Origin of the sequence: Lysinibacillus telephonicus (genome assembly GCF_039654155.1) — a bacterium.
Lineage (GTDB): Bacteria > Bacillota > Bacilli > Bacillales_A > Planococcaceae > Ureibacillus > Ureibacillus telephonicus.
In genome coordinates this window covers 1,389,026-1,410,719 of the sequence record NZ_CP155468.1, presented here as the reverse complement: position 1 = coordinate 1,410,719, position 21,694 = coordinate 1,389,026, and the positions used below count along the sequence as shown (strand labels likewise).

At 37.4% G+C, this 21,694-nt stretch carries 17 protein-coding genes and 1 pseudogene; 2 read left to right on the top strand and 16 right to left on the bottom strand.

What is annotated here, in order from left to right; all coding sequences use genetic code 11:
• The 9 genes and pseudogenes from rlmN to MKY04_RS06625 all read right to left on the bottom strand — a co-directional run bounded on the left by rlmN (position 1) and on the right by MKY04_RS06625 (position 9,285).
• Positions 1 to 1,137: a 23S rRNA (adenine(2503)-C(2))-methyltransferase RlmN gene (rlmN, locus tag MKY04_RS06665; RefSeq protein WP_126295795.1), complete on the bottom strand. Its 1,137-nt coding sequence runs from the start codon at positions 1,135 to 1,137 to the stop codon at positions 1 to 3.
• 6 nt (positions 1,138 to 1,143) lie between these two features.
• Entirely contained in the window at positions 1,144 to 2,526 is a 1,383-nt protein-coding gene (gene rsmB, locus MKY04_RS06660; protein ID WP_126295794.1) for a 16S rRNA (cytosine(967)-C(5))-methyltransferase RsmB, read from the bottom strand.
• Positions 2,523 to 3,464, bottom strand: a complete 942-nt coding sequence (fmt, locus tag MKY04_RS06655) for a methionyl-tRNA formyltransferase (RefSeq protein WP_346235547.1) — start codon at positions 3,462 to 3,464, stop codon at positions 2,523 to 2,525. Before fmt ends, rsmB begins: the two co-directional genes overlap by 4 nt.
• Before the next feature lie 3 nt (positions 3,465 to 3,467).
• The gene (def, locus tag MKY04_RS06650; protein ID WP_126295792.1) at positions 3,468 to 3,959 is read right to left on the bottom strand and encodes a peptide deformylase; all 492 of its coding nucleotides are present in this window, start codon (positions 3,957 to 3,959) and stop codon (positions 3,468 to 3,470) included.
• A gap of 370 nt (positions 3,960 to 4,329) precedes the next feature.
• Positions 4,330 to 6,744: a primosomal protein N' gene (priA, locus tag MKY04_RS06645; RefSeq protein WP_346235546.1), complete on the bottom strand. Its 2,415-nt coding sequence runs from the start codon at positions 6,742 to 6,744 to the stop codon at positions 4,330 to 4,332.
• An 8-nt stretch (positions 6,745 to 6,752) separates the two neighbouring features.
• Positions 6,753 to 7,295 (bottom strand): annotated as a pseudogene (gene coaBC, locus MKY04_RS06640) (bifunctional phosphopantothenoylcysteine decarboxylase/phosphopantothenate--cysteine ligase CoaBC); the annotation flags it as partial.
• Between the two features lie 119 nt (positions 7,296 to 7,414).
• Entirely contained in the window at positions 7,415 to 7,639 is a 225-nt protein-coding gene (gene rpoZ / locus MKY04_RS06635; protein WP_126295789.1) for a DNA-directed RNA polymerase subunit omega, read from the bottom strand.
• Between the two features lie 6 nt (positions 7,640 to 7,645).
• A complete protein-coding gene (gene gmk, locus MKY04_RS06630) occupies positions 7,646 to 8,263 on the bottom strand; it encodes a guanylate kinase (RefSeq protein WP_126295788.1) in 618 nt (205 codons plus the stop codon).
• A 146-nt stretch (positions 8,264 to 8,409) separates the two neighbouring features.
• Positions 8,410 to 9,285, bottom strand: a complete 876-nt coding sequence (locus MKY04_RS06625; RefSeq protein ID WP_126295787.1) for a YicC/YloC family endoribonuclease — start codon at positions 9,283 to 9,285, stop codon at positions 8,410 to 8,412.
• Positions 9,286 to 9,439: 154 nt separating this feature from the next.
• Between MKY04_RS06625 and MKY04_RS06620 the strand changes: the two genes are divergently transcribed.
• Together MKY04_RS06620 and MKY04_RS06615 are read left to right on the top strand one after the other, a co-directional pair.
• Positions 9,440 to 11,125 carry an Rqc2 family fibronectin-binding protein gene (locus MKY04_RS06620; RefSeq protein WP_346235545.1) on the top strand — a complete coding sequence of 562 codons (1,686 nt, stop codon included), beginning with the start codon at positions 9,440 to 9,442 and terminating at the stop codon, positions 11,123 to 11,125.
• Positions 11,126 to 11,369: 244 nt separating this feature from the next.
• Positions 11,370 to 13,055: a methyl-accepting chemotaxis protein gene (locus MKY04_RS06615; protein WP_346235544.1), complete on the top strand. Its 1,686-nt coding sequence runs from the start codon at positions 11,370 to 11,372 to the stop codon at positions 13,053 to 13,055.
• A gap of 51 nt (positions 13,056 to 13,106) precedes the next feature.
• Here MKY04_RS06615 and pyrE read toward each other — a convergent pair whose 3' ends face one another.
• The 7 genes from pyrE to MKY04_RS06580 are packed head-to-tail and all read right to left on the bottom strand — an operon-like array spanning position 13,107 to position 21,692.
• A complete protein-coding gene (pyrE, locus tag MKY04_RS06610) occupies positions 13,107 to 13,736 on the bottom strand; it encodes an orotate phosphoribosyltransferase (protein WP_126292841.1) in 630 nt (209 codons plus the stop codon).
• A 1-nt stretch (position 13,737) separates the two neighbouring features.
• Positions 13,738 to 14,445: an orotidine-5'-phosphate decarboxylase gene (pyrF, locus tag MKY04_RS06605; RefSeq protein WP_126292842.1), complete on the bottom strand. Its 708-nt coding sequence runs from the start codon at positions 14,443 to 14,445 to the stop codon at positions 13,738 to 13,740.
• Between the two features lies 1 nt (position 14,446).
• The gene (locus tag MKY04_RS06600; RefSeq protein ID WP_346235543.1) at positions 14,447 to 15,358 is read right to left on the bottom strand and encodes a dihydroorotate dehydrogenase; all 912 of its coding nucleotides are present in this window, start codon (positions 15,356 to 15,358) and stop codon (positions 14,447 to 14,449) included.
• The gene (locus MKY04_RS06595; protein ID WP_126292844.1) at positions 15,355 to 16,128 is read right to left on the bottom strand and encodes a dihydroorotate dehydrogenase electron transfer subunit; all 774 of its coding nucleotides are present in this window, start codon (positions 16,126 to 16,128) and stop codon (positions 15,355 to 15,357) included. The genes MKY04_RS06600 and MKY04_RS06595 overlap by 4 nt, the downstream gene beginning before the upstream one ends.
• The gene (carB, locus tag MKY04_RS06590; RefSeq protein WP_126292845.1) at positions 16,128 to 19,325 is read right to left on the bottom strand and encodes a carbamoyl-phosphate synthase large subunit; all 3,198 of its coding nucleotides are present in this window, start codon (positions 19,323 to 19,325) and stop codon (positions 16,128 to 16,130) included. The genes MKY04_RS06595 and carB overlap by 1 nt, the downstream gene beginning before the upstream one ends.
• A complete protein-coding gene (locus MKY04_RS06585) occupies positions 19,318 to 20,418 on the bottom strand; it encodes a carbamoyl phosphate synthase small subunit (RefSeq protein ID WP_126292846.1) in 1,101 nt (366 codons plus the stop codon). The genes carB and MKY04_RS06585 overlap by 8 nt, the downstream gene beginning before the upstream one ends.
• Complete coding sequence (locus tag MKY04_RS06580; protein WP_126292847.1) at positions 20,418 to 21,692, bottom strand: dihydroorotase; 1,275 nt, start codon at positions 21,690 to 21,692, stop codon at positions 20,418 to 20,420. The genes MKY04_RS06585 and MKY04_RS06580 overlap by 1 nt, the downstream gene beginning before the upstream one ends.
• Positions 21,693 to 21,694: the final 2 nt, after the last annotated feature.

Below are 21,694 nucleotides of genomic sequence, written 5' to 3'. Positions count from 1 at the left end.
TCACCTCGTCTCTTGTGCTCTCTCTTTCGCTCTTAATTGTCCACATGCAGCATCAATATCAGAGCCATGTTCACGACGAATGGTTACATTTATACCATTCTTTTTTAACGTTTTTTCAAAGGCAAAAATTTGATTTCGTGGTGTTCTTACATAATTTCGTTCTGGAACATAGTTTACAGGAATTAAATTAACATGACATTTAATACCTTTTATAAGTTTTGATAATTCTTCAGCATGTTCAACTGAATCATTTTCACCGCCGAATAAGCCATACTCAAAACTTACACGACGCCCTGTTTTATTTGTATAATAGCGAATTGCTTCCATTAAATCTTCAAGTTTATAGGCACGAGCAATTGGCATAAGTTTTTGACGGAGTTCTTGATTTGGTGCATGTAATGAAAGTGCAAAATTGATTTGCAATTGTTCATCTGCAAATTGATAAATTTTAGGAATAATCCCTGAAGTTGAAACAGTAATGTGACGTGCCCCTATATTTAATCCCTTATCCTCGTTAATAACTTTCAGGAAGTTCATCATCGCATTATAGTTATCAAATGGTTCACCAATACCCATGATTACAACATGTGATACACGTTCTCCCACTTCATCCAATGCTTGTTGCACTTTTACTACTTGCTCTACAATTTCTCCTGCTAACAGATGGCGCTTTAAACCACCAAGTGTTGAGGCACAAAATGTACAACCAATTCGACATCCAACTTGAGTTGTAACACAAACTGAATTTCCATAATCGTGTCGCATTAATACCGTTTCGATTGAATAACCATCCTGAAGCTGGAATAAAAATTTAATTGTTCCATCTTTCGATTCTTGCTTAATAATTGTGGAAAGTGTTGTTAAAGCAAAGTTTTCACTTAGCTTTTCTCGAAGTGATTTCGAAAGATTTGACATTTCATCAAATGTTTTTACTCGTTTCTCATATAACCACTCATAAATTTGACCAGCTCTAAATGCCTTTTCTCCATTTTCCTTTAGCCATTCTTGTAATTCGTCAAGTCGCAAAGAGTAAATTGATTCTTTTAGCTGCGGTTTTTCTTTTTTCTCACGACGAGGCTTTTGTTCAGCCTCTTCCACTAAATCTTGAATACGTTCGTTAAATTTATTTTCATCCATTTGTTATTAGGATTCTCCTTTTTCTGCCATTTCTAAGTCAGTCTTTTTACGAAAAGACGCTACAAAAAAACCATCGCTCCCAAAGTCTTGTGGGAATACTTGTAGCATGCCACTTTGCCCGCGTTCTAACAGCAACTCAGGTAAATTTTCTATTTGTACTGGTTCCATTTCTGGGTGTGACGCTAAAAATTTCTTTACCGTCATTTCATTTTCATCAACATTTACTGTACATGTACTATAAACAAGACGGCCTCCCTGTTTTAATACTTCCACAGCATTATCAAGTAATTTTAATTGAATTTCATGAAGACTTTCAAAATCTTCTTCACGTTTTGTATATTTTATATCTGGCTTACGACGCATAACACCTAGACCAGAACATGGAGCATCTACTAAAACACCATCAAATGATTCTTTCTGTAAGAAGTCAGCTGCTTTTCTACCATCTATTGGTGCTGTTTCAATAATATTTAATCCAAGTCGGCTGCTTGTTTCTTCGATTAAATCCAATTTATGAGGATGTAGATCCGTTGCTAAAATCGAGCCTTCATTTTTCATTTTTTCAGCAATATGCGTTGTTTTACCACCAGGTGCTGCACACATATCCAATACGCGCCAGCCTTCTTGCGGATTTAGAACATTGGCAGGCATCATCGAGCTTTCATCCTGTATCGTAATATATCCTTCTTTAAACGCTTTTGTTCTAGATGCTTGTCCGTTTACAAAATGGAGACATTCAGGTATGACTTTACTTTGCTTTGCTGTAATCCCCTCTTCTTCCAACAATCTTATTACATCTTTCACAGTTGCTTTTGTTGTATTCACACGTACTGTTTGAATAGGTGGAACATTGTTCTCCAGCAGCATTTCAGTTGTTTTTTCAATTCCATACGATTCCATAAATCGTTCGACCAACCATTCTGGGTGGCTAGTTTCAATTGCTAAACGTTTAATTGGCTCTTTTATTTCATCTGTAGAACGAATACCTTGTCTTAAAATCGACCGTAAAATACCATTAACCGTTGAGGCGATCCCTTTATGTCCTCTTCGTTTCGCTATTTCAACAGCTTCATTTACTGCAGCATGATCCGGCACGCGGGATAAATAAACAATCTGATATAAGGAAAGACGAAGAAGCCATCTTACCCAAAGATCAATATTCCCTCGGATAAAAGGTTCTAGATAATAATCTAAAGTGTATTTATGCTGCAATGTTCCATAAGTGATTTCTGTAAGAAGTGCACGATCTTTAGCATCAATATTGTATTTATTAATTGTTTGATTTAGCAATAAATTACTGTATGCTTGGTTTTTATCTACTGCTAAAAGAATTGTTAACGCGGCATCACGAACATTGCCATCCCAAATTTGTACTTTCTTTTTTGTCATTCAAATTTGTCCCCTATCGCGAGTTTCGAACCTGTTCCACGCAAGTATTCTTCCGCCGTCATACGTTTCTTTCCAGCCGGCTGAAGTTCTAGTATAGCTATGGATTTTCCATCACCAGCTGCAACTTCAAAACTATCTTTATTAATTTTTATCACTTCACCTGGTTCAGCATTTGTTGAAGTTAGTCCCATTTTAGCTGCCCAAACTTTTACGTTATCACCTTGGAACGTCGTATAAGCAGTTGGCCATGGAGATAACCCGCGGACTTGGTTAAATACTGTTCTTGCATCCTTTGACCAATCAATTCGTTCTTGCTCTCTTGAGATATTATGTGCAAATGTTGCTTTTGTCTCATCTTGTTTTAGTCTTTCATTTTTACCTTCGACTATAAGAGGCAATGTATCTTTTAATAAGTCTCTGCCTAAAATACTTAATTTATCAAACATACTGCCTGTATCATCTGTTTCTTCAATGGCTATCTCACGTTGGGAAATAATATCTCCTGCATCCAACTTTTCTGCCATATACATAATCGTGACACCTGTTTTTTCTTCTCCATCAAGAATAGCCTGGTGAATTGGTGCACCTCCACGATATTTAGGCAGCAACGATGCATGAACATTAATGCAACCCAAACGTGGAGCATCCAATAATTTTTTGGGCAAAATTTGACCAAATGCTGCAGTAATAATAATATCTGGATTTAATGACAATATTTCATCCAACTCTGATGAATCACGCAGTTTTTCTGGCTGAATGACATGCAAACCTAAACGTATTGCTTCATCTTTTACTGGCGGCGGAGTTAAAACTCGTTTACGACCTACAGGACGGTCGGGCTGTGTAACAACTGCTAACACTTCATAGCCTTCTTCATGAACCATACGCAAAATCGGTACGGAAAAAGCCGGTGTCCCCATAAATACAACTGAAGTCATTTTTTACTCCTCCTCACCATACATCTCAGCAAGTTCCTCTTCTGTCACAATTCTTATAATTTTAGAATCAAATAACACACCATCTAAATGATCAATCTCATGAAGAATGGCACGAGCATCAAAGCCACCTGCTTCTAATTCATAAACACGACCTTCTCTATCACACGCTTCAATTTTCACATATGTAGGCCGCTCTACCTCACCAAACAAATTAGGGAAGCTTAAGCAACCTTCTATATCAACTTCTGCTCCGTCAATCTCCAGAACAGTAGGGTTAATCATTTCTAAAATATCACGCTCTTCACCGATTTCAACAATTGCTACACGCAATGGAACATTAATTTGTGGAGCAGCAATTCCAACACCATCATATTCAACCATCGTGTCATATAAATCATCAAGAAGTGTAATGATTTTCTCATCGATAACTGTTACTTCGCTACATTTTTCTGTAAGCACCGCTGCAGGATGCTTTACAACTTCTTTTATTGCCATTATTTAACCTCTTTCTACACTTCTACTCTACGATTTTCGCTACAGACGGACGCGTATCAAGGGCGGGCATTTCGCCTCCTCGTAAGCTGCGCTCCTGCGGGGTCTCAATGCCCCTGTTGCCTCGCTTTCGTCGCAAATAAATTGACTCACGCTCTTCCCGAAGGAAGCTTTGTACCTGACGCTTCGCTTTCGGTACAGAAAATGTACCTGACGCTTCGCTTTCGGTACAGAAAATGTACCTGACGCTTCGCTTTCGGTACAGAAAACATTGCTCTGTTGCGAAAGGCGCAGCCGACAGCTACACTTGCCGTCTTTCGCTACAATCGAAAATAATATTTGCCTAGTATATTGATAAAATTAATTTATCATATCAAATCATAGTCGGATCTAAGTCGACTGAAAGTATAATACCTTTTTTTATCCAATCTGAACGATACAACTTTATAAGCTGCATAAGTGTTGGAATCAAATCCGGTTCTATTTTGTATTTTATCAAACATTGGTATCGATATCTATTTTGGAGGCGGCTAATTCCAGATGCTGTAGGACCAATAATCGATACGTTAAACGATAACTTTGAGCGCAACCATTCGACTGTCTTTCCAGCGTACTCTGCTGCCATCATTACATCCTCATGCGACACTTGAATTAGTGCTAAATAATAATAAGGTGGATAGCCTGCTTGATGGCGCATAAGCATTTCACGTTCATAAAATGGGCCATATTCCTGGGATTTGGATAATTCAATCGCATAATGCTCAGGAGTATACGTTTGAATTACAACTTCTCCCGCCTTTTCATGTCGACCAGCACGTCCGCTAACCTGTGTTAGTAGCTGAAATGTTTTTTCTGCAGATCGAAAATCAGGTAAATGCAGCGACGTATCGGCACTTAGTACACCAACCAACGTAATGTTTGGATAATCGAGGCCCTTTGCAATCATTTGTGTTCCAAGTAATATATCTGCTTGTCCATCACCAAATGCTTGTAGTATTTGCTCATGAGCCCCTTTTACTTTCGTTGTATCAACGTCCATCCTTAAAACTCTTGCTTCGGGAAACAGTTTACTCAATTCCTCTTCTACTTTTTGTGTTCCTGTACCAAAAAAACGAATATGATCACTTTCACATTGTGGACAACTTTTCGGTACAGATATTTCATAGCCGCAGTAATGGCATTTACATTTTTCACTTGAACGGTGATATGTTAATGAAATATCGCAATTCTCACACTGTAATACAGTTCCACAATCCCTGCAAAGTACAAAGGAAGAATAGCCACGTCGATTTAAAAACAGGACGATTTGTTCCTTCTTTTGTAAACGTACTTCAATTGACTCCATCAAACTTCGTGAAAACATAGAACGGTTGCCTTTTTGCAACTCTTCCCGCATATCAACTACCTGTACAGTAGGCAATGATTGCTTTAACGCACGTTCTCTCAATGTAAGAAGTGTGTATACATTTTTCTTTGCCCGTGCAAAAGATTCCAGTGAAGGTGTAGCACTGCCTAAAATAACAGGACAATGATGAAATTTACTGCGCCAAATCGCCACATCTCTTGCATGATATCTCGGTGAATCCTCTTGCTTATATGTAGATTCATGCTCTTCATCTAAAATAATAATTCCAACATTCTCAAATGGTGCGAATACTGCAGAACGTGCACCCACGACTACCTTCACTTTGCCTTCGTGAACTTTTCGCCATTCATCGTATTTTTCACCAACAGAGAGTCCACTGTGCATCACTGCAACGAGCTCACCAAAACGTGAGCGGAAGCGTTCTGTCATTTGAGGTGTAAGAGAAATTTCAGGTACTAATACAATGGCTTCTTTGCCATCATTTAAACATTGTGAAATAGCCTGTAAATACACTTCAGTTTTGCCGCTTCCAGTTATCCCGTGTAAAAGAAAGGTTTCTGACTGCTTCTGTTTCATAGATAAAACGATTTTTTCCAATGCAGTAGATTGCTCATCTGTTAAATCTAAGAAATCCTTTTTTTCTACCTTTTTTGTAAACGGATCACGATATACTTCTTCATGAATAAATGTTGCAGCCCCTAAGCTAATTACAGCTTGCAATACTTGGGAAGATGTATTCGCCTCTTCATAGATTGTATTTGGCTCTATTGTTTCTCCAACATGTGATTGCATCCATTCTACAAGCTGCTTCTGTTTTTTTGCGCGGTTGGAAATGTGATTTTGAATTTCTAAAAGCTTATTTAAATCGTTGCAAATTTGAACTTTTCGAACTTCTTTGACATTCCCTTTTTGTTTTACTACATTTTCAATAACAACTAATTTTTCATTAAGTGCATGTTTTAGTTCGTGAAGTAAATTGTTTTTTTCAAATTCTTTATAGTTCACTTTTGAAGAGTTTCCGAATATTTCTTTTAAGGATTGTGGCAATAACTCAATATCTGTTTGAAGCGTTACCATTTTTTCGTATTTTGCCCGCAATGCAGAAGGCAACATTACTTGAAGTGCATCTATCTCATAGCATATCGTTTCATGCTTTAACCACTTTGCGAGTTCAAGCATTTCATTCGTTAAAACAGGTTCGATATCTAGAAGCTGAGATACTGGTTTAATTTTTTCCAAAGGAATATCAGTTGATTCCTTTAACAAAACTACAAAACCAAGCACATTTCTTGGACCAAACGGAACCTTTACCCTACTGCCGCACTCAATTAAAGTTGTCATATCATCTGGAACTAAGTAATCAAAAGGCCGATCAACTGGATATGCAGCAACATCTACAATTACCTCGGCAACTAATGTCATAATTTTTCCGCTTCTCCCTTAAAAAACTCAACTACAAGCTGTGTAATTTTTTCCGGCTCCTCTAATCGTCCTTTGCCTACATAGCCACATGCCAAATATCCTTCAGACGGCTCTATAAATGAACAGCCATCTTCAGCTAATCTAGCGATATTGCGTTTAACAGCTGGATGATCATACATATGTACATTCATTGCAGGGGCTAGCCAAACAGGGCATGTTGCAGCGAGTAAAGTAGTTGTTACCATATCATCAGCAATACCATTTGCCAGCTTGCCTATGACGTTTGCAGTGGCAGGGGCAACGATTATTAAATCTGCCCAATCTGCTAAATCAATGTGAGCAATTACACTTGAATCTTTTTCGTCAAAAGTATCGTAATATACATCGTTTTTTGACATAACTTGAAAGCTTAACGGTGTTACAAATTTTCTAGCGGATTCTGTCATTATCACTTTGACATTAAAATTAGCTTGAGATAATTTGCTGACTAGTGCAACTGCTTTATAGACGGCAATACCGCCGGAAACACAAAGTAATATATTTTTCTTCATGACTACCCATCCTTCCAAATGACAAGCTCCCAAAGAAAAATTCTCCGGGAGCTACTTAAGATCGTCATATCATAAAATTATTTCATGTCTATAAATTCATTCCAGCATGACGTTTGAAATTATACTTCGTCTTCGTAAATTGTAGACTCGTCTTGCTTTTCTTTATTTAATATACCTGCCGCAACTTCCTCTAACGCTTTGCCAACTGGCTTGTAAGATACATAGCCCTTTAATCTTTCATCACCTTGTTCTTGCATTTGGCGAGCACGTTTAGCTGCAAGACTTACCAATGAATATTTAGAATCAATTTTACTTTTTAATGCATCAATAGATGGGTATAACATAAAAGTTTATTCTCCTCTCAACATAGACAAATATTGTTTTTCAACACGTTCACGTCGACAATGTTCTGCAACAATAATAGCATTTATTTTATCACATGCATTTTGAATTTCGTCATTTTCTACAACGTAATCATATAAACTCATCATTTCGAGTTCTTCCCGCGCAGTTTCAATTCTCTTTTTAATAATATCCTCTGTTTCAGTACCTCGTCCAACTAAACGGTTTTGAAGTTCTGAAAGACTTGGCGGTGCCAGGAAAATAAATAGTGCTTCAGGTGCCTTTTCACGAATTTGTGCAGCTCCTTGTACCTCTATTTCTAAAAAAACATCCCGTCCTGCATCAAGTGTTTCATTTACATAGGCTAGCGGGGTACCATAGTAATTGCCAACAAATTCGGCATGTTCTAATAACCCACCTTCCTCAATCAAGACCTCAAACTCTTCACGCGTCTTAAAAAAATAATCGACTCCATCTACTTCCCCTTCTCGCGGAGAGCGGGTAGTCATCGAAATCGAGTATTCATAATTTGTGCCGGCCTTTGAAAATAGCTCCTTGCGTACTGTTCCTTTACCGACACCAGATGGGCCTGATAGAACAATTAATAAACCACGCTCTTTTCTCATTGTTCTCAACTACTCCCTTACTTTACTGCTATTAATATCAATTACGTCCCTGCGCAATTGCATCCTCTCACCACTAATTAGGCGGAGTCTTCTACTGAATCAAGAAAAACAATAATTTTTAATTTATTACTAATAGCATAAACGAATTATTCGATATTTTGTACCTGTTCTCGCATTTTTTCTAAAACTGTTTTACATTGAACAACTGCAACTGCCACTTTAGAGGATTGATTTTTTGAAGCAATCGTATTTACTTCTCGATGCATTTCCTGCATTAAAAAATCCAATTTACGACCTATTGAAGTAGATTCTTCCAATGTTTCTTCAAGCTGATTAAAGTGACTATCCAGACGATCCAGCTCTTCAGCAATATCCACGCGATCTGCAAATAATGCTACTTCAGCAATAAGGCGATCTTCAATAGCATCAACTTGTGCGATTTCTAATATTCTTTCAGTTAACTTATCGCGATATTTTTTAACTGCTTCTTGTGAAAATTCTCGAATAAATTCAATTTGCTCTTTCAATTCAGCTTTATATTGAAGCAAAGCATTTTTTAATTGCTGACCTTCTCTTTTCCGCATCACAACTAATTTTTCAGCAGCCTCTCTGACAGCATGTTCCACCGCTTCTTGAAGCTCTTCAGATGATATCTCTTGCTTTTCATACGTTAAAGCATTCTCTAATGAAAAAAGCTCCTCCATCGTCCATTTTTCTTCTAGTGGCAACACTTCACGAAGCTGTTCTTTCGCATTTTTATACGCCTCTATAATAGACCAATTGATTTGAAATGCAGATGCTTCATTTCCCATTAATTTTAAATTAACGACAACATCTAATTTTCCACGTTGTACATATTGCGAAAAAATTTTTTTGGCTAGCATTTCAGCTTCTAGCCATTCCTTGGGGAATTTCGTATAAATTTCTAGAAAACGATGGTTAACAGACCTAACTTCAACAGTAAGCTGAAAGTTATTCGTGGTTGTGACACCCCTACCAAAACCAGTCATACTACAAACCAAGGTTCGTCACACCTTTCTTTACATACTGTTCCAATTATAACACATGTTTAGTATTTTATTACGTATGAAGCAAAGAAAAAGTAAATGGAAGGCAACAGATAAGAACTATAGTATAATGTGAGAAAGATTTTTTATTTAGAAAAGAGGAATTAAAATGGCTTTTGATGGATTATTTACTTTTGCTATGGCAAATGAATTAAAAAAACTTATTACCGGACGTATTACAAAAATCCACCAGCCGAATGCACTCGAAATTGTTTTACATATACGTGCAAACGGTGAAAATTATAAATTATTATGTTCAATCCACCCATCATACGCACGTGTTCACTTAACTGAACAATCGATTGATAATCCTGCCGAGCCACCGATGTTTTGTATGCTGCTTAGAAAGCATTTAGAAGGAGGCTTTATACACGCAGTCCAAACAGATGCTTTCGAACGTATTATTACATTGGATGTGGAAAGTAAAAATGAGATTGGTGATCAAGTTTTCCGTAAATTAACGATTGAGATTATGGGTCGTCATAGTAATGTAATGCTAATAGATAGCGATTCAAATAAAATTATCGACAGCTTAAAACATTTACCACCAACTATAAACAGCTATCGAACTGTATTGCCTGGACAACAATACATAGCTCCACCAGCTCAAAATAAAGTTAATCCATCTACTGTTTCAGAGGATGAATTGCAACTGTTTTTCGCCGAAGAAAAGACAGCAAAAGATATTGTTTCTCATTTTAAAGGGTTTTCACCAACACACGCTGAAGAACTGTTGCATCGCTTAAAACAAGGAGAAATAGTTAACACATTCAAGACATTTTTAAACGAAATCATAACAGGCGCCTTTCCGACCTATTTAGAGGCTGACAAAAAAACATATTTCTCACCGACAAAAATAACTCATTTAAATGGCAAAGAAACAACATTTGATAATTTAAGTTCTTTGCTAGACCGCACATTCTTTGCACGCGCAGAACGTGACCGAGTTAAACAACAAGCTGGTGACTTGGAACGTTGGCTGCTAAACGAATTGAGTAAATTGAATTTGAAATTAAAAAAGCTTCAAAAAGATCTTGACCATGCATCGAAGTTAGATAAATTTCAGCTTTATGGTGAGTTGCTGATGGCGAATTTATATCAATTTGAAAAGGGTATGAAAGAAGTAACGGTCACAAACTACTACAGCGACAATGGCGAACAAATTACTATTCCGATAAGCGAAAGAAAAACTCCAGTCGAAAATGCCCAAAGCTATTATACGAAATATAATAAAGCTAAAAATGCACTCATTATGATAAATGAACAAATGACTAAAACAAAAAATGAAATCCAATATTTTGAAATGATTTTAGCACAAGTTGGGCAAGCTTCCCCGGCGGATATTGAAGAAATTCGCGAAGAACTTGCTGAACAAGGATATCTTCGAATGCGTGCAACAAAGCGCAAAAAGAAACCAACGAAGCCATCACCTGAACAATTTATGTCATCATCAGGAATTGCTATTTCCGTCGGTAAAAATAATAAACAAAATGATTATTTAACATTTAAATTAGCAAAAAAGACTGACATTTGGCTTCATACAAAAGATATACCCGGTTCTCACGTAGTCATCCATTCAAACGATCCGGACGAAACAACTTTATTTGAAGCAGCTACATTAAGTGCTTACTATAGTAAAGCTAGAGAATCTTCTTCTGTACCTGTTGATTACACAGAAATTCGTCAAGTGAAAAAACCAAATGGGTCAAAACCTGGTTTTGTTATTTATTTCGAACAAAAAACCCTTTATGTAACACCAAATGAAGAGATTGTTTTAAAGTTAAAAAAAAAATAAATAATTAAATAAAATCCACTCTCCTTTAATAGAGCTTTGCCTTCGCTTCTTTCTATTAAAGAGGGTGGATTTTCTATTCTCTTGAACTTTCTAGCTTATCTATTATTAAATTTAATTACTAATTAATCTTTTTAGTTCGTTCTACTTTCGTTCAGATTTTGTTCAATTCCCTCGTATAAAATAAAAAGTATTACAATCTTATAAGTATTTGAATAACAGTAAAACTGTTTTATGGAGGGGAATTATGTCAATAGGAAAAAAAATCGGGATTGGTTTCTTTACTGTAATAGTAGTATTTGTCATTTCATTAAGCCTCATTATAAAAGAAATAAACAATATTAATACTAAAGTTGAACAAGCAATTGATGAACAAGTTGCCCAAGTGCAATTAGCAAATGATATAAAATTCGGAATGGCTATGCAAGGGCTTTATGTAAGAGCAATTATGATTGATGATACACCAGAAACACGTGACAACTTATCGACATATTCAAAATTTTTGGATAATAAAATCTTGGAACTTAGTAATCAAGCAACTGAAAATGAGTTAAAAAAATATGCTGATGAAATTTCAATGTATAATAATAATTTTAACGAAGCTATAGAAAAGATGTGGAATTACTATAACACCGGTGATAAAGAAAGTGCCATCAAAGTTGTAGTGGAAGAAGCTAAAACAGCAAACTCTGGTATTTCCGATTACTCTGATAAAATCTTAAACTATCAAGAAGATTTATTAAATAAAGTTTCTGCAAGTGCAAAGGAAACAGTTGAATTAACAAGAACAATTACTATTGTTTCTATTATTGTCGGAATATTAATAGGCATTATAATTATTATTTATGTTCGCCGTACGATTTCAAATCCATTACAAAAAATCGTCGATAGGGCAAATTTAATTGCAGAAGGCGATTTATCTGAAAAAGAGATTATACATAAGTCTAAAGATGAAATCGGTCAGCTTTCAATTGCATTTAATAAAATGAAATCTAACCTACAGCTTTTAATACGCAATGTACAATCGGGTACTGAGCAATTGTCGGCTGCTGCCGAAGAATTGTCTGCAAGCACTGAAGAAATGGCGGCAACTTCGGAAGATATGGCTAAACGAGTTGAGGAAACTGCAGAAATAGCAAAGATTTCATCAAGTGCTTCAAATGAAAGTGCAAGAGCAATGGATGAAACCGCTACTGGTATTCAAAAAATTGCAGAATCAGCACAAGCACTTCACCAAAATGCAACAGACTCTTCTGAAACTGCTGCCATAGGAAGTAAAAATGTTGAGCAAGCTCAAAATCAAATGAACATTATTAAAGAATCCTCTTCAGTTGTAAATAACTTAGTACAAAAACTAAGTAAACAGTCTGAAGAAATTGAAAATATTACACAGGTAATTACAGACATAACAGAACAAACAAATTTACTTGCCTTAAATGCAGCAATTGAAGCAGCTAGAGCTGGAGAGCATGGTAAAGGTTTTGCTGTCGTTGCAGAAGAAGTAAGAAAGCTTGCTGAAGAATCAAAACTCTCTGCAAGTAAGATTGTTGAAATAACAACTTTAATAAAAGCGGATACTAAAAATGTTGAAAATGCGGTAAATGACTCGCTTCACTCCGTTCATGAAGGCGTCGATATTATTGCCGAAACAGGGAAATCGTTTAACTTAATTCAACAAGCAATTTATTTAATGAATGACCAAATAAGTAATATTTCAGCTGCTTCCCAGCAAATATCAGCAAGTGCTGAAGAAGTCGCAGCTTCAGTTGAAGAAATTTCAAAAGGTTCTACTAATGCAGCTGACCATATGGAAACAATTGCTGCTTCAGTAGAAGAGCAAACAGCAACGATGGTTGGAGTAAACAATGTAGCTATAGAATTATCCGACCAATCAGTCGAGCTGCAACAACTGCTCAAAAAGTTTAAAGTATAAAATAATAGGTCAACTCAAAATTTGGTTAATTTTGAGTTGACCTTTAATATTTTATAGCTCCCCGGCTTTTAGTTTTTTATGCCAGTCCTTCAGAAATGGTATCTCTTCAGATTTAATTGCTCCAGACTCCATTGCCGCTTCTACTAAATAATCAAAATTTGTTAAACTTACATATTTAACGTTTCCATCCTTAAATGCCTGCTCTGCACGAGGCAAATTATATGTATATACACAAACTACTCCAACTACTTCACAACCAGCAGCACGCAATGCTTCAACTGCTGTAATAGATGAACCACCAGTAGAGATGATATCTTCAACTACGACTACTTTTTGACCTGCTTTAATTTTTCCTTCTATTTGGTTTCCACGCCCATGTTCTTTTGCTTTTGAACGTACATAAACCATTGGCAATTCTAAAATATCTGAAACCCAAGCAGCATGAGGAATACCAGCAGTAGCAGTACCAGCAACAACTTCTGTCTCAGAGAAATATTCCTTAATATTTTGTGCAAGACCATTTGCAATTTGTTTACGAATAATAGGATCTGAAATAGTTAAACGTGTATCACAGTAAATTGGTGATTTTATTCCAGATGCCCAAGTAAATAATTCATTCGGGTTTAACTCAACTGCACCAACCTTTAACATTGCATGTGCAATTTCTTTTTGTAATGACATTTTAGTTTTCCTCCCATAATTCGCTTACTGTTTTATATGCTTCAACTGGATCTTTTGCATTTGTTATTGCACGCCCTACTACAATTAAAGAAGAACCATCTCTGCGCGCTACGTCTGGTGTTGCTATTCGTTTCTGATCATGTATTTCTCCACCAGCTAAACGAATCCCTGGTGTTACACGTAGAAAATCTTCTCCGCATTGATTTCTAATTACATTTGCTTCATGCACCGAGCAAACTACTCCATCTAAGCCTGCTTGTTTTGTAATACTTGCATAATGTAATACTGATTCAAGCAAGGATAAGGTGATTTTTTGTTGCTGCTGCATTTGTTCTTCTGTTGTAGATGTTAGTTGTGTGACACTAATTAATTTTGCACGCTTCATACCTGATGGAGTCCCTGCCTCTAATCCTTCAAGTGCACTTTCCATCATATTGACGCCACCTGCTGCATGAACATTGACTAAATCGACGCCTAGTCTTGCTAAACCTTTCATTGCGGATTTAACAGTATTCGGAATATCATGCAGTTTTAAATCTAAGAAGATGTCATGGCCATGTTCCTTTACTTTGCGCACTATATCGGGACCTTCCTGTAAATAAAGTTCCATCCCGATTTTTACAAACAACGGCTCATTAAATTGACTCAAAAAAGCGAATACTTCTTTTTCACTAGGGAAATCTAGTGCAATGATTGGCTTACTATTCATTTTATCGATGGCTCCTTCCAATTAGTTCTTTAATATGTGTCACGCCTAATTCTTCCAATTTCTTCGGTAGTGCATCGATAATATTCGGACATACAAAATGATCTACAAAATTGGCAGTTCCAACTGCTACTGCTGAGGCTCCGGCAGACATGAAATCTATAACATCTTGGACGCATGACACACCGCCCATTCCAATAATCGGAATATCCACTGCTTTATACACGTCATATACCATTCTAATGGCAACAGGCTTTACTGCTGGCCCTGACAGCCCCCCTGTACCGTTTGCAATAACAGGCTTACCTGTACGTTCATCTAAGCGCATACCAATTAATGTATTAATCATTGTGATTCCATCTGCACCAGCAATTTCAACTGCTTGGGCAATTTCAACAATATTTGTTACATTAGGCGACAATTTGACATAGACAGGAACCTTTGAAACAGCTTTTACCGCTTCCACTAATTCACGTGCTATAACTGGATCTGTTCCGAAAGTAATACCACCATGCTTGACATTCGGACATGAAATGTTTAATTCTAAAGCTTTTACATTCGGTGCTGTACTAATTCTTCTCGCTACTTCAACATAGTCTTCTATTAATGTACCAGCAACGTTTGCAATAATAGGTACATCGTATTTCTCCAACCAAGGAAGCTCATCACTCATTACTTTATCAAGCCCTGGGTTTTGTAATCCGATTGCATTTAACATACCAGCAGGTGTCTCGGCTACACGAGGAGTTGGGTTTCCAAGACGTTTCTCAACTGTAGTTGCTTTTATCATAATTGCACCCAATTTTGACAAATCATAAAGCTGTGCGTATTCACGCCCAAAACCAAAACAGCCTGAAGCTGGCATAATTGGGTTTTTCAAATCCAATCCTGGGAGTTGAATGCTTAGCCGACTCATAGTTTAACAACTCCTTTCGGAAATACTGGTCCATCAGAGCAAACTTTTACATAATCCTTTTCTGAATCCTCTGTTGTTTTGCAAATACATGCAAAGCAAGCTCCGATACCACAGCCCATCCGTTCTTCAAATGACAGATAGCCTGGTTTATTAGGATAAAATTGTTCAAGGGCGCGAAGCATTGGCAGCGGACCACAAGAATAGAACACATCAAATTCTGGCTTTAACTCTCCAAGTAAATCTGTTACAAAGCCTTTTGTTCCCTTAGACCCATCTACTGTTACAAAATGTGTTTCACCTAATGTTGAAAACTTGTCCTCATAAAAAGCCACGTCTTCTGTAGCAAAACCAAATACATGGATTGTTCGAACTCCGCGTGCATTTAACTGTTTGGATAACTCATATAAAGGCGGTACACCAATTCCTCCTCCTACTAATAAGGCTGTTTTGCCTTTAGGAAGTTCATCAACAGGGAATCCATTTCCAAGCGGTCCAAGAACATCTACTTCGTCTCCTACTTGCTTTTCGGATAGAATCGTTGTACCACGGCCCTCTGCACGATAAATAAGTGTTACCTCTCCTGCTTCTTTGTCAATATTAGCTATACTAATTGGTCGTCGTAGGAGCGGCTCAAAGCTTTGCGACACACGAATGTGGACAAATTGTCCAGGATTCATTTCCTGAACAATTTGACCTTGTAAAGTGAGTTCAAAAATGTGATGAGCGATTTCTGTTTGACGAACGACAACCATTCGTTCTTGTTGAATCATTAATGGAATACCTCCGCTTTTGGCATTTCTTCTGCTGTGAATGTCATCGATTCAATAATTTCTAACATTGCCTCTGCTGTATCAAGTGATGTTAAACATGGCACACCATTTTCTACTGATTCACGACGAATACGGAATCCATCGCGAGCAGGCTGTTTCCCTTTTGTTAACGTGTTAACAACGAGTTGTGCTTCGCCATTTTGAATAACATCAAGTAAAGTTTTTTCTTTCGAGCCGATTTTGCCAACAACATCAGCCTGCACACCTGCTTCAGCAAAGCTTTGTGCCGTGCCTTCTGTTGCCATAATGCGATAACCAACCGTATTAAAACGTTTTGCTAATTGAATTGCTTCTTCCTTATCTTTATCAGATACTGTAAACAATACTGTACCGTAAGTTTTGATTTCCATACCTGCTGCAACAAAGCCTTTATACAATGCTTTTTCAAATGTTGCATCTTTCCCCATTACTTCACCCGTAGATTTCATTTCAGGCCCTAATGTAATGTCGACACGGCGCAGTTTTGCAAAGCTGAATACCGGTACTTTTACAAAGACACCTTTTTGTTCCTTAGCAAGTCCTGTTGGGTATCCTTGCTCTACAATCGATTGCCCTAAAATTGCCTTTGTCGCAATATTAGCCATTGGAATGTTTGTAATTTTACTTAAGAACGGCACAGTACGGCTTGAGCGAGGATTTACTTCAATTACATAAATTTCACCATTCGATAATACATATTGGATGTTCATTAATCCAATAATGTTTAATCCTTTTGCTAAGCGTGTTGTATAATCAACTAAAGTTGCTTTTTGCTGATCCGTTAATTTTTGTGGTGGATATACAGAAATTGAGTCGCCGGAGTGAACCCCTGCACGTTCAACATGCTCCATAATTCCTGGAATTAATACATTTTCTCCATCACAAATTGCATCAACTTCAATTTCCTGCCCTGTTAAATAACGGTCTACTAATACTGGATGATCAGGAGAAGCCTCTACTGCATTTTCCATATAATGCTCTAATTCTTGTTCATTATAGACAATTTCCATCGCACGCCCACCTAGTACATATGAAGGACGCACTAACACTGGGAAGCCAAGTTTTTTTCCAATCTCCAGCGCTTCCTCAGTTGATACAGCTGTCTCACCTGCTGGCTGTGGAATGCCTAATTCATGTAATGCCTGCTCAAATTTATCACGATTTTCAGCGCGGTCAATATCTTCTAAGTTTGTTCCTAAAATCTTCACACCATGCGCTGCTAATTTATCAGCTAAGTTAATTGCTGTTTGACCACCGAATTGAACAACAACCCCTATAGGTTTTTCAAGATCAATAATGTGCATTACATCTTCGATTGTTAATGGTTCAAAGTAAAGCTTATCTGAGATTGAGAAGTCAGTTGAAACCGTTTCAGGGTTTGAGTTAATAATGATTGCTTCATAACCTGCTTCTTGAATTGCCCATACAGAGTGTACTGTTGCGTAGTCGAATTCTACACCTTGACCGATACGAATCGGGCCCGAACCAAGTACTATAACGGATGGTTTATCTGTTACGATTGATTCGTTTTCCTCTTCATATGTTCCATAGAAATATGGTGTTGTTGATTCGAACTCAGCAGCGCAAGTATCCACCATTTTATAAACAGGGATAATGCCTTGTTCTTTACGGTATTGGTAAATTTCCTCTGCAGTAGTATCCCAAAGCTCAGCAATTTTCTTATCTGCAAAGCCTAAACGTTTTGCTTGGCGTAAAATTTCGGCATTATTTACGTTTTCAGATAACGATGCTTCCATATTAATAATGTTTTGCAGTTTGTTTAAGAACCATAAGTCAATCTGAGACCATTCATGAATTTGCTCTGCTGTAACACCTCGTCTCATTGCTTCTGCAATGAAGAATAATCGCTCGTCACCAGCTTTGCGAATGCGTTTTTCAATCCAGTTGTCTGAATTGTCTTCAGCATGCTTTAATTCAATGTGTGTATGACCAGTTTCAAGAGAGCGTACGGCTTTTAAGATTGCCTCTTCAAAAGTACGGCCAAGAGCCATAACTTCTCCTGTTGCCTTCATTTGTGTTCCTAAATTACGTTTGGCAGATTCGAATTTATCAAATGGCCAGCGTGGGATTTTGGCAACAATGTAATCAAGTGCCGGTTCAAAGTCTGCATAAGTTGATCCTGTTACTGGATTGATAATTTCATCTAAAGTCAAACCTACTGCAATTTTCGCTGCTAATTTTGCAATTGGATAACCTGTTGCTTTTGATGCTAGCGCTGATGAACGTGATACACGTGGATTAACTTCGATTACATAATAATTGAAGCTGTTTGGATCAAGCGCTAGTTGTACGTTACAGCCGCCTTCAATTTTTAATGCGCGAATAATATCTAAAGAGATATTACGCAGCATTTGATATTCGCGGTCGGATAATGTTTGAGATGGCGCTACTACGATTGAATCGCCTGTATGGATTCCTACTGGGTCAAAGTTTTCCATATTACATACAACGATTGCATTATCGATTGAATCTCGCATTACTTCGTATTCGATTTCTTTGTATCCAGCGATTGATTTTTCAAGCAAACATTGTGTAACTGGACTATATTTTAATCCGCTTGTTACGATTTCCTCTAATTCTTGTTCGTTGTTGCAAATACCGCCGCCTGTTCCACCAAGAGTGAATGCCGGGCGAACAATTACAGGATATCCAATTTTCGCAACAAATGCTTTTGCTTCTTCTAAATTATGAATAATATCTGATTCAGGCACAGGTGCACCTAATTCATACATAAGATTACGGAATTGGTCACGGTCTTCTGCTTTGTTAATGGCATCTAGCTTAGTACCTAGAATTTCAATGCCTAGCTCATCTAAAATTCCAGAGTTGTTTAATTCAATTGCCATATTTAATCCAGTTTGCCCACCGAGTGTCGGAAGAATCGCATCTGGGCGTTCTTTACGTAAAATACGGGATACGAACTCTAAAGAAATAGGTTCTAGATACACCTTATCTGCAATCTGAGTATCTGTCATAATTGTTGCAGGATTTGAGTTGATTAATATTACTCGGTAACCCTCTTCTTTTAATGAAAGACAAGCTTGTGTTCCTGCATAGTCAAATTCTGCTGCTTGACCGATGACAATTGGACCTGATCCAATTACTAAAATAGTTTCTATATCTGTACGTTTAGGCATGTTGTTTCTCCTTCCCAGCATGTACTTCCATTAGTTCGATAAATTCATCGAATAAGTGATTTGAATCTTCCGGCCCAGGTGAAGCTTCTGGGTGGTATTGTACTGTAAATACAGGATATTTTTTATGACGCAGCCCTTCAACCGTGCCATCATTTAGGGCAATATGTGTTACTTCTAGATCTGTACCTTCCAATGATTTTTCATCAACTGCATAACCATGATTTTGTGAAGTTAATTCTGTACGTCCAGTGCGTAAATCTTTTACTGGATGATTTGCACCTCGATGTCCGAATGGTAATTTGAAACTTTTTGCTCCACAAGCAAGTGCAAATAATTGGTGCCCTAAGCAAATTCCGAAGATTGGCACTTTTCCGATTAGGTTGCGTATTGTTTCAATACCTTCCGTAACATCCTGAGGGTCCCCAGGTCCATTTGATAGCATAATACCATCTGGATGCCATGCTAAAATAGTTTCAGCAGATGTGTTATATGGAACAACTAACACATCACAGTCACGTTTATTTAATTCACGTAAAATACCATGCTTCATTCCAAAGTCCATTATGACAACTCGTTTGCCACGTCCTGGACTCGGATATGCTGCTTTTGGAGAAACTTCTTTTACATGATTTGTAATAAGAGGTGTTTCTTTTAGTTTTGCAACTACTTCCTCTACATTAACTTCTTCATCTGCCGCTGTAAGAATTGCCTTTACAGCACCTTTCGAACGAATGATGCGTGTTAATTTACGCGTATCAATTCCTTCAATTCCTGGAATGTCTTGAGATAATAAATAATCATTTAGTGAAATGTCATTTCGAAAGTTTGATGGCTGTTTTGCCAACTCACGACAAACCATCCCTCTAATTGCTGGAGTAATCGATTCAAAATCATCACGGTTAATTCCATAATTTCCGATTAAAGGATATGTGAAAGTAACAATTTGTCCATAGAAAGATGGGTCAGATAATGTTTCTTGGTAACCCGTCATACCAGTTGTGAATACGACTTCACCTTGGGAAGCGCGGTCACTTCCAAATGCAATACCATTAAAAACTGTTCCGTCTTCCAAAATTAATAAACGTTTTTTCATTATTTCTCCTCCTTATAGACGATGTTGCCTTCAAAAATTGTCATAATTGGCCAACCTTTTGCAGCCCATCCGTTAAACGGTGTGTTCCGTCCTTTTGAGACAAACTCTTCTGCATGAATTGTTTGCTCTTTATTTAAATCGATGATAATCAAATCAGCTGATGCACCTACTTCAATTTTTCCATAAGGCAAGTTGAAAATTTGTGCTGGCTTTACTGTCATCCAATCAATTAATTGTTTTAAAGTCCATTTGCCTGTCTCTACAAATTGTGTATATAAAAGTGGGAATGCTGTTTCAAAACCGACAATTCCAAATGGCGCCCCAACCATTCCACAGCATTTTTCTTCAACTGTATGAGGTGCGTGATCCGTTGAGATACAGTCGATTGTTCCATCAAGTAGTGCTGCATGCAGGGAATCTTTATCCTCTAGAGCACGCAGTGGAGGATTCATCTTCCAGTTCGCATCATCCCCAGGAATATCCATCTCTTCTAATAACAGATGATGAGGACAAACCTCGGCTGTCACTCGGATGCCAGCTGCTTTTGCATCTCTTACTGCTCTCACTGATTCTTTCGTCGAAACATGACAAACGTGATATCTAGCACCTGCAGCTTCAGCTAGTAATACATCTCGAGCAATTTGCACTGATTCACAAACAGAAGGAATTCCTGGTAATCCAAGCTCTTTATTTCGTTTTCCTTCATGCATTACGCCATCATAAATTAATGAATTATCCTCACAATGTGCAACAACTACCATATCAAGCTTCGCTGCATCCTTCATTTGCTCGAACATTGTTGCAGCTAGCTGAACACCTACTCCATCGTCCGAAAATGCGACTGCACCATGGGCTTTTAAGTTAGCTAAATTGGTCCGCTCATCACCAGATTGTGCAACAGTTAGTGAACCATATGGAAGGACACGAACAACTGCACTTTCTTTAATTAATCCATTAATGAGTTGTAAGTTTTCCACTGAATCTGGCACTGGTTTTGTATTTGGCATCGCACAAATTGTAGTAAAGCCGCCTTTAGCCGCAGAAGCTGAACCAGTTGCGATTGTTTCTTTATGCTCAAAACCTGGTTCACGCAGATGAACGTGTAAATCAACAAAGCCGGGTGCTAGTAGGTTCCCATTGCCATCAATAATTTCTGCACCTTCTGGCTGTTTTCCACCAATTGCAATGATTTTTCCATTATCAATCGTTACACTTGAGTTTATTAATTCGCTTTGCTCGTTTAATAGTTTTATATTTTTTATATGTTTCGTCATGT

Bases quoted from the DNA above. Each gene is read 5' to 3' on its own strand.
- gmk (WP_126295788.1), bottom strand. From the start codon at position 8,263: ATGAGAAAAGAGCGTGGTTTATTAATTGTTCTATCAGGCCCATCTGGT.
- MKY04_RS06580 (WP_126292847.1), bottom strand. From the start codon at position 21,692: ATGACGAAACATATAAAAAATATAAAACTATTAAACGAGCAAAGCGAA.
- MKY04_RS06585 (WP_126292846.1), bottom strand. From the start codon at position 20,418: ATGAAAAAACGTTTATTAATTTTGGAAGACGGAACAGTTTTTAATGGT.
- rsmB (WP_126295794.1), bottom strand. From the start codon at position 2,526: ATGACAAAAAAGAAAGTACAAATTTGGGATGGCAATGTTCGTGATGCC.
- pyrF (WP_126292842.1), bottom strand. From the start codon at position 14,445: ATGAATAGTAAGCCAATCATTGCACTAGATTTCCCTAGTGAAAAAGAA.
- MKY04_RS06620 (WP_346235545.1), top strand. From the start codon at position 9,440: ATGGCTTTTGATGGATTATTTACTTTTGCTATGGCAAATGAATTAAAA.
- MKY04_RS06600 (WP_346235543.1), bottom strand. From the start codon at position 15,358: ATGAGTCGGCTAAGCATTCAACTCCCAGGATTGGATTTGAAAAACCCA.
- def (WP_126295792.1), bottom strand. From the start codon at position 3,959: ATGGCAATAAAAGAAGTTGTAAAGCATCCTGCAGCGGTGCTTACAGAA.
- rlmN (WP_126295795.1), bottom strand. From the start codon at position 1,137: ATGGATGAAAATAAATTTAACGAACGTATTCAAGATTTAGTGGAAGAG.
- priA (WP_346235546.1), bottom strand. From the start codon at position 6,744: ATGACATTAGTTGCCGAGGTAATTGTAGATGTTGCTGCATATCCAGTT.
- pyrE (WP_126292841.1), bottom strand. From the start codon at position 13,736: ATGTCATTACAAAAAGAAATTGCACATGCAATGTTAAAGGTTGGTGCA.
- fmt (WP_346235547.1), bottom strand. From the start codon at position 3,464: ATGACTTCAGTTGTATTTATGGGGACACCGGCTTTTTCCGTACCGATT.
- MKY04_RS06615 (WP_346235544.1), top strand. From the start codon at position 11,370: ATGTCAATAGGAAAAAAAATCGGGATTGGTTTCTTTACTGTAATAGTA.
- rpoZ (WP_126295789.1), bottom strand. From the start codon at position 7,639: ATGTTATACCCATCTATTGATGCATTAAAAAGTAAAATTGATTCTAAA.
- carB (WP_126292845.1), bottom strand. From the start codon at position 19,325: ATGCCTAAACGTACAGATATAGAAACTATTTTAGTAATTGGATCAGGT.
- MKY04_RS06595 (WP_126292844.1), bottom strand. From the start codon at position 16,128: ATGATTCAACAAGAACGAATGGTTGTCGTTCGTCAAACAGAAATCGCT.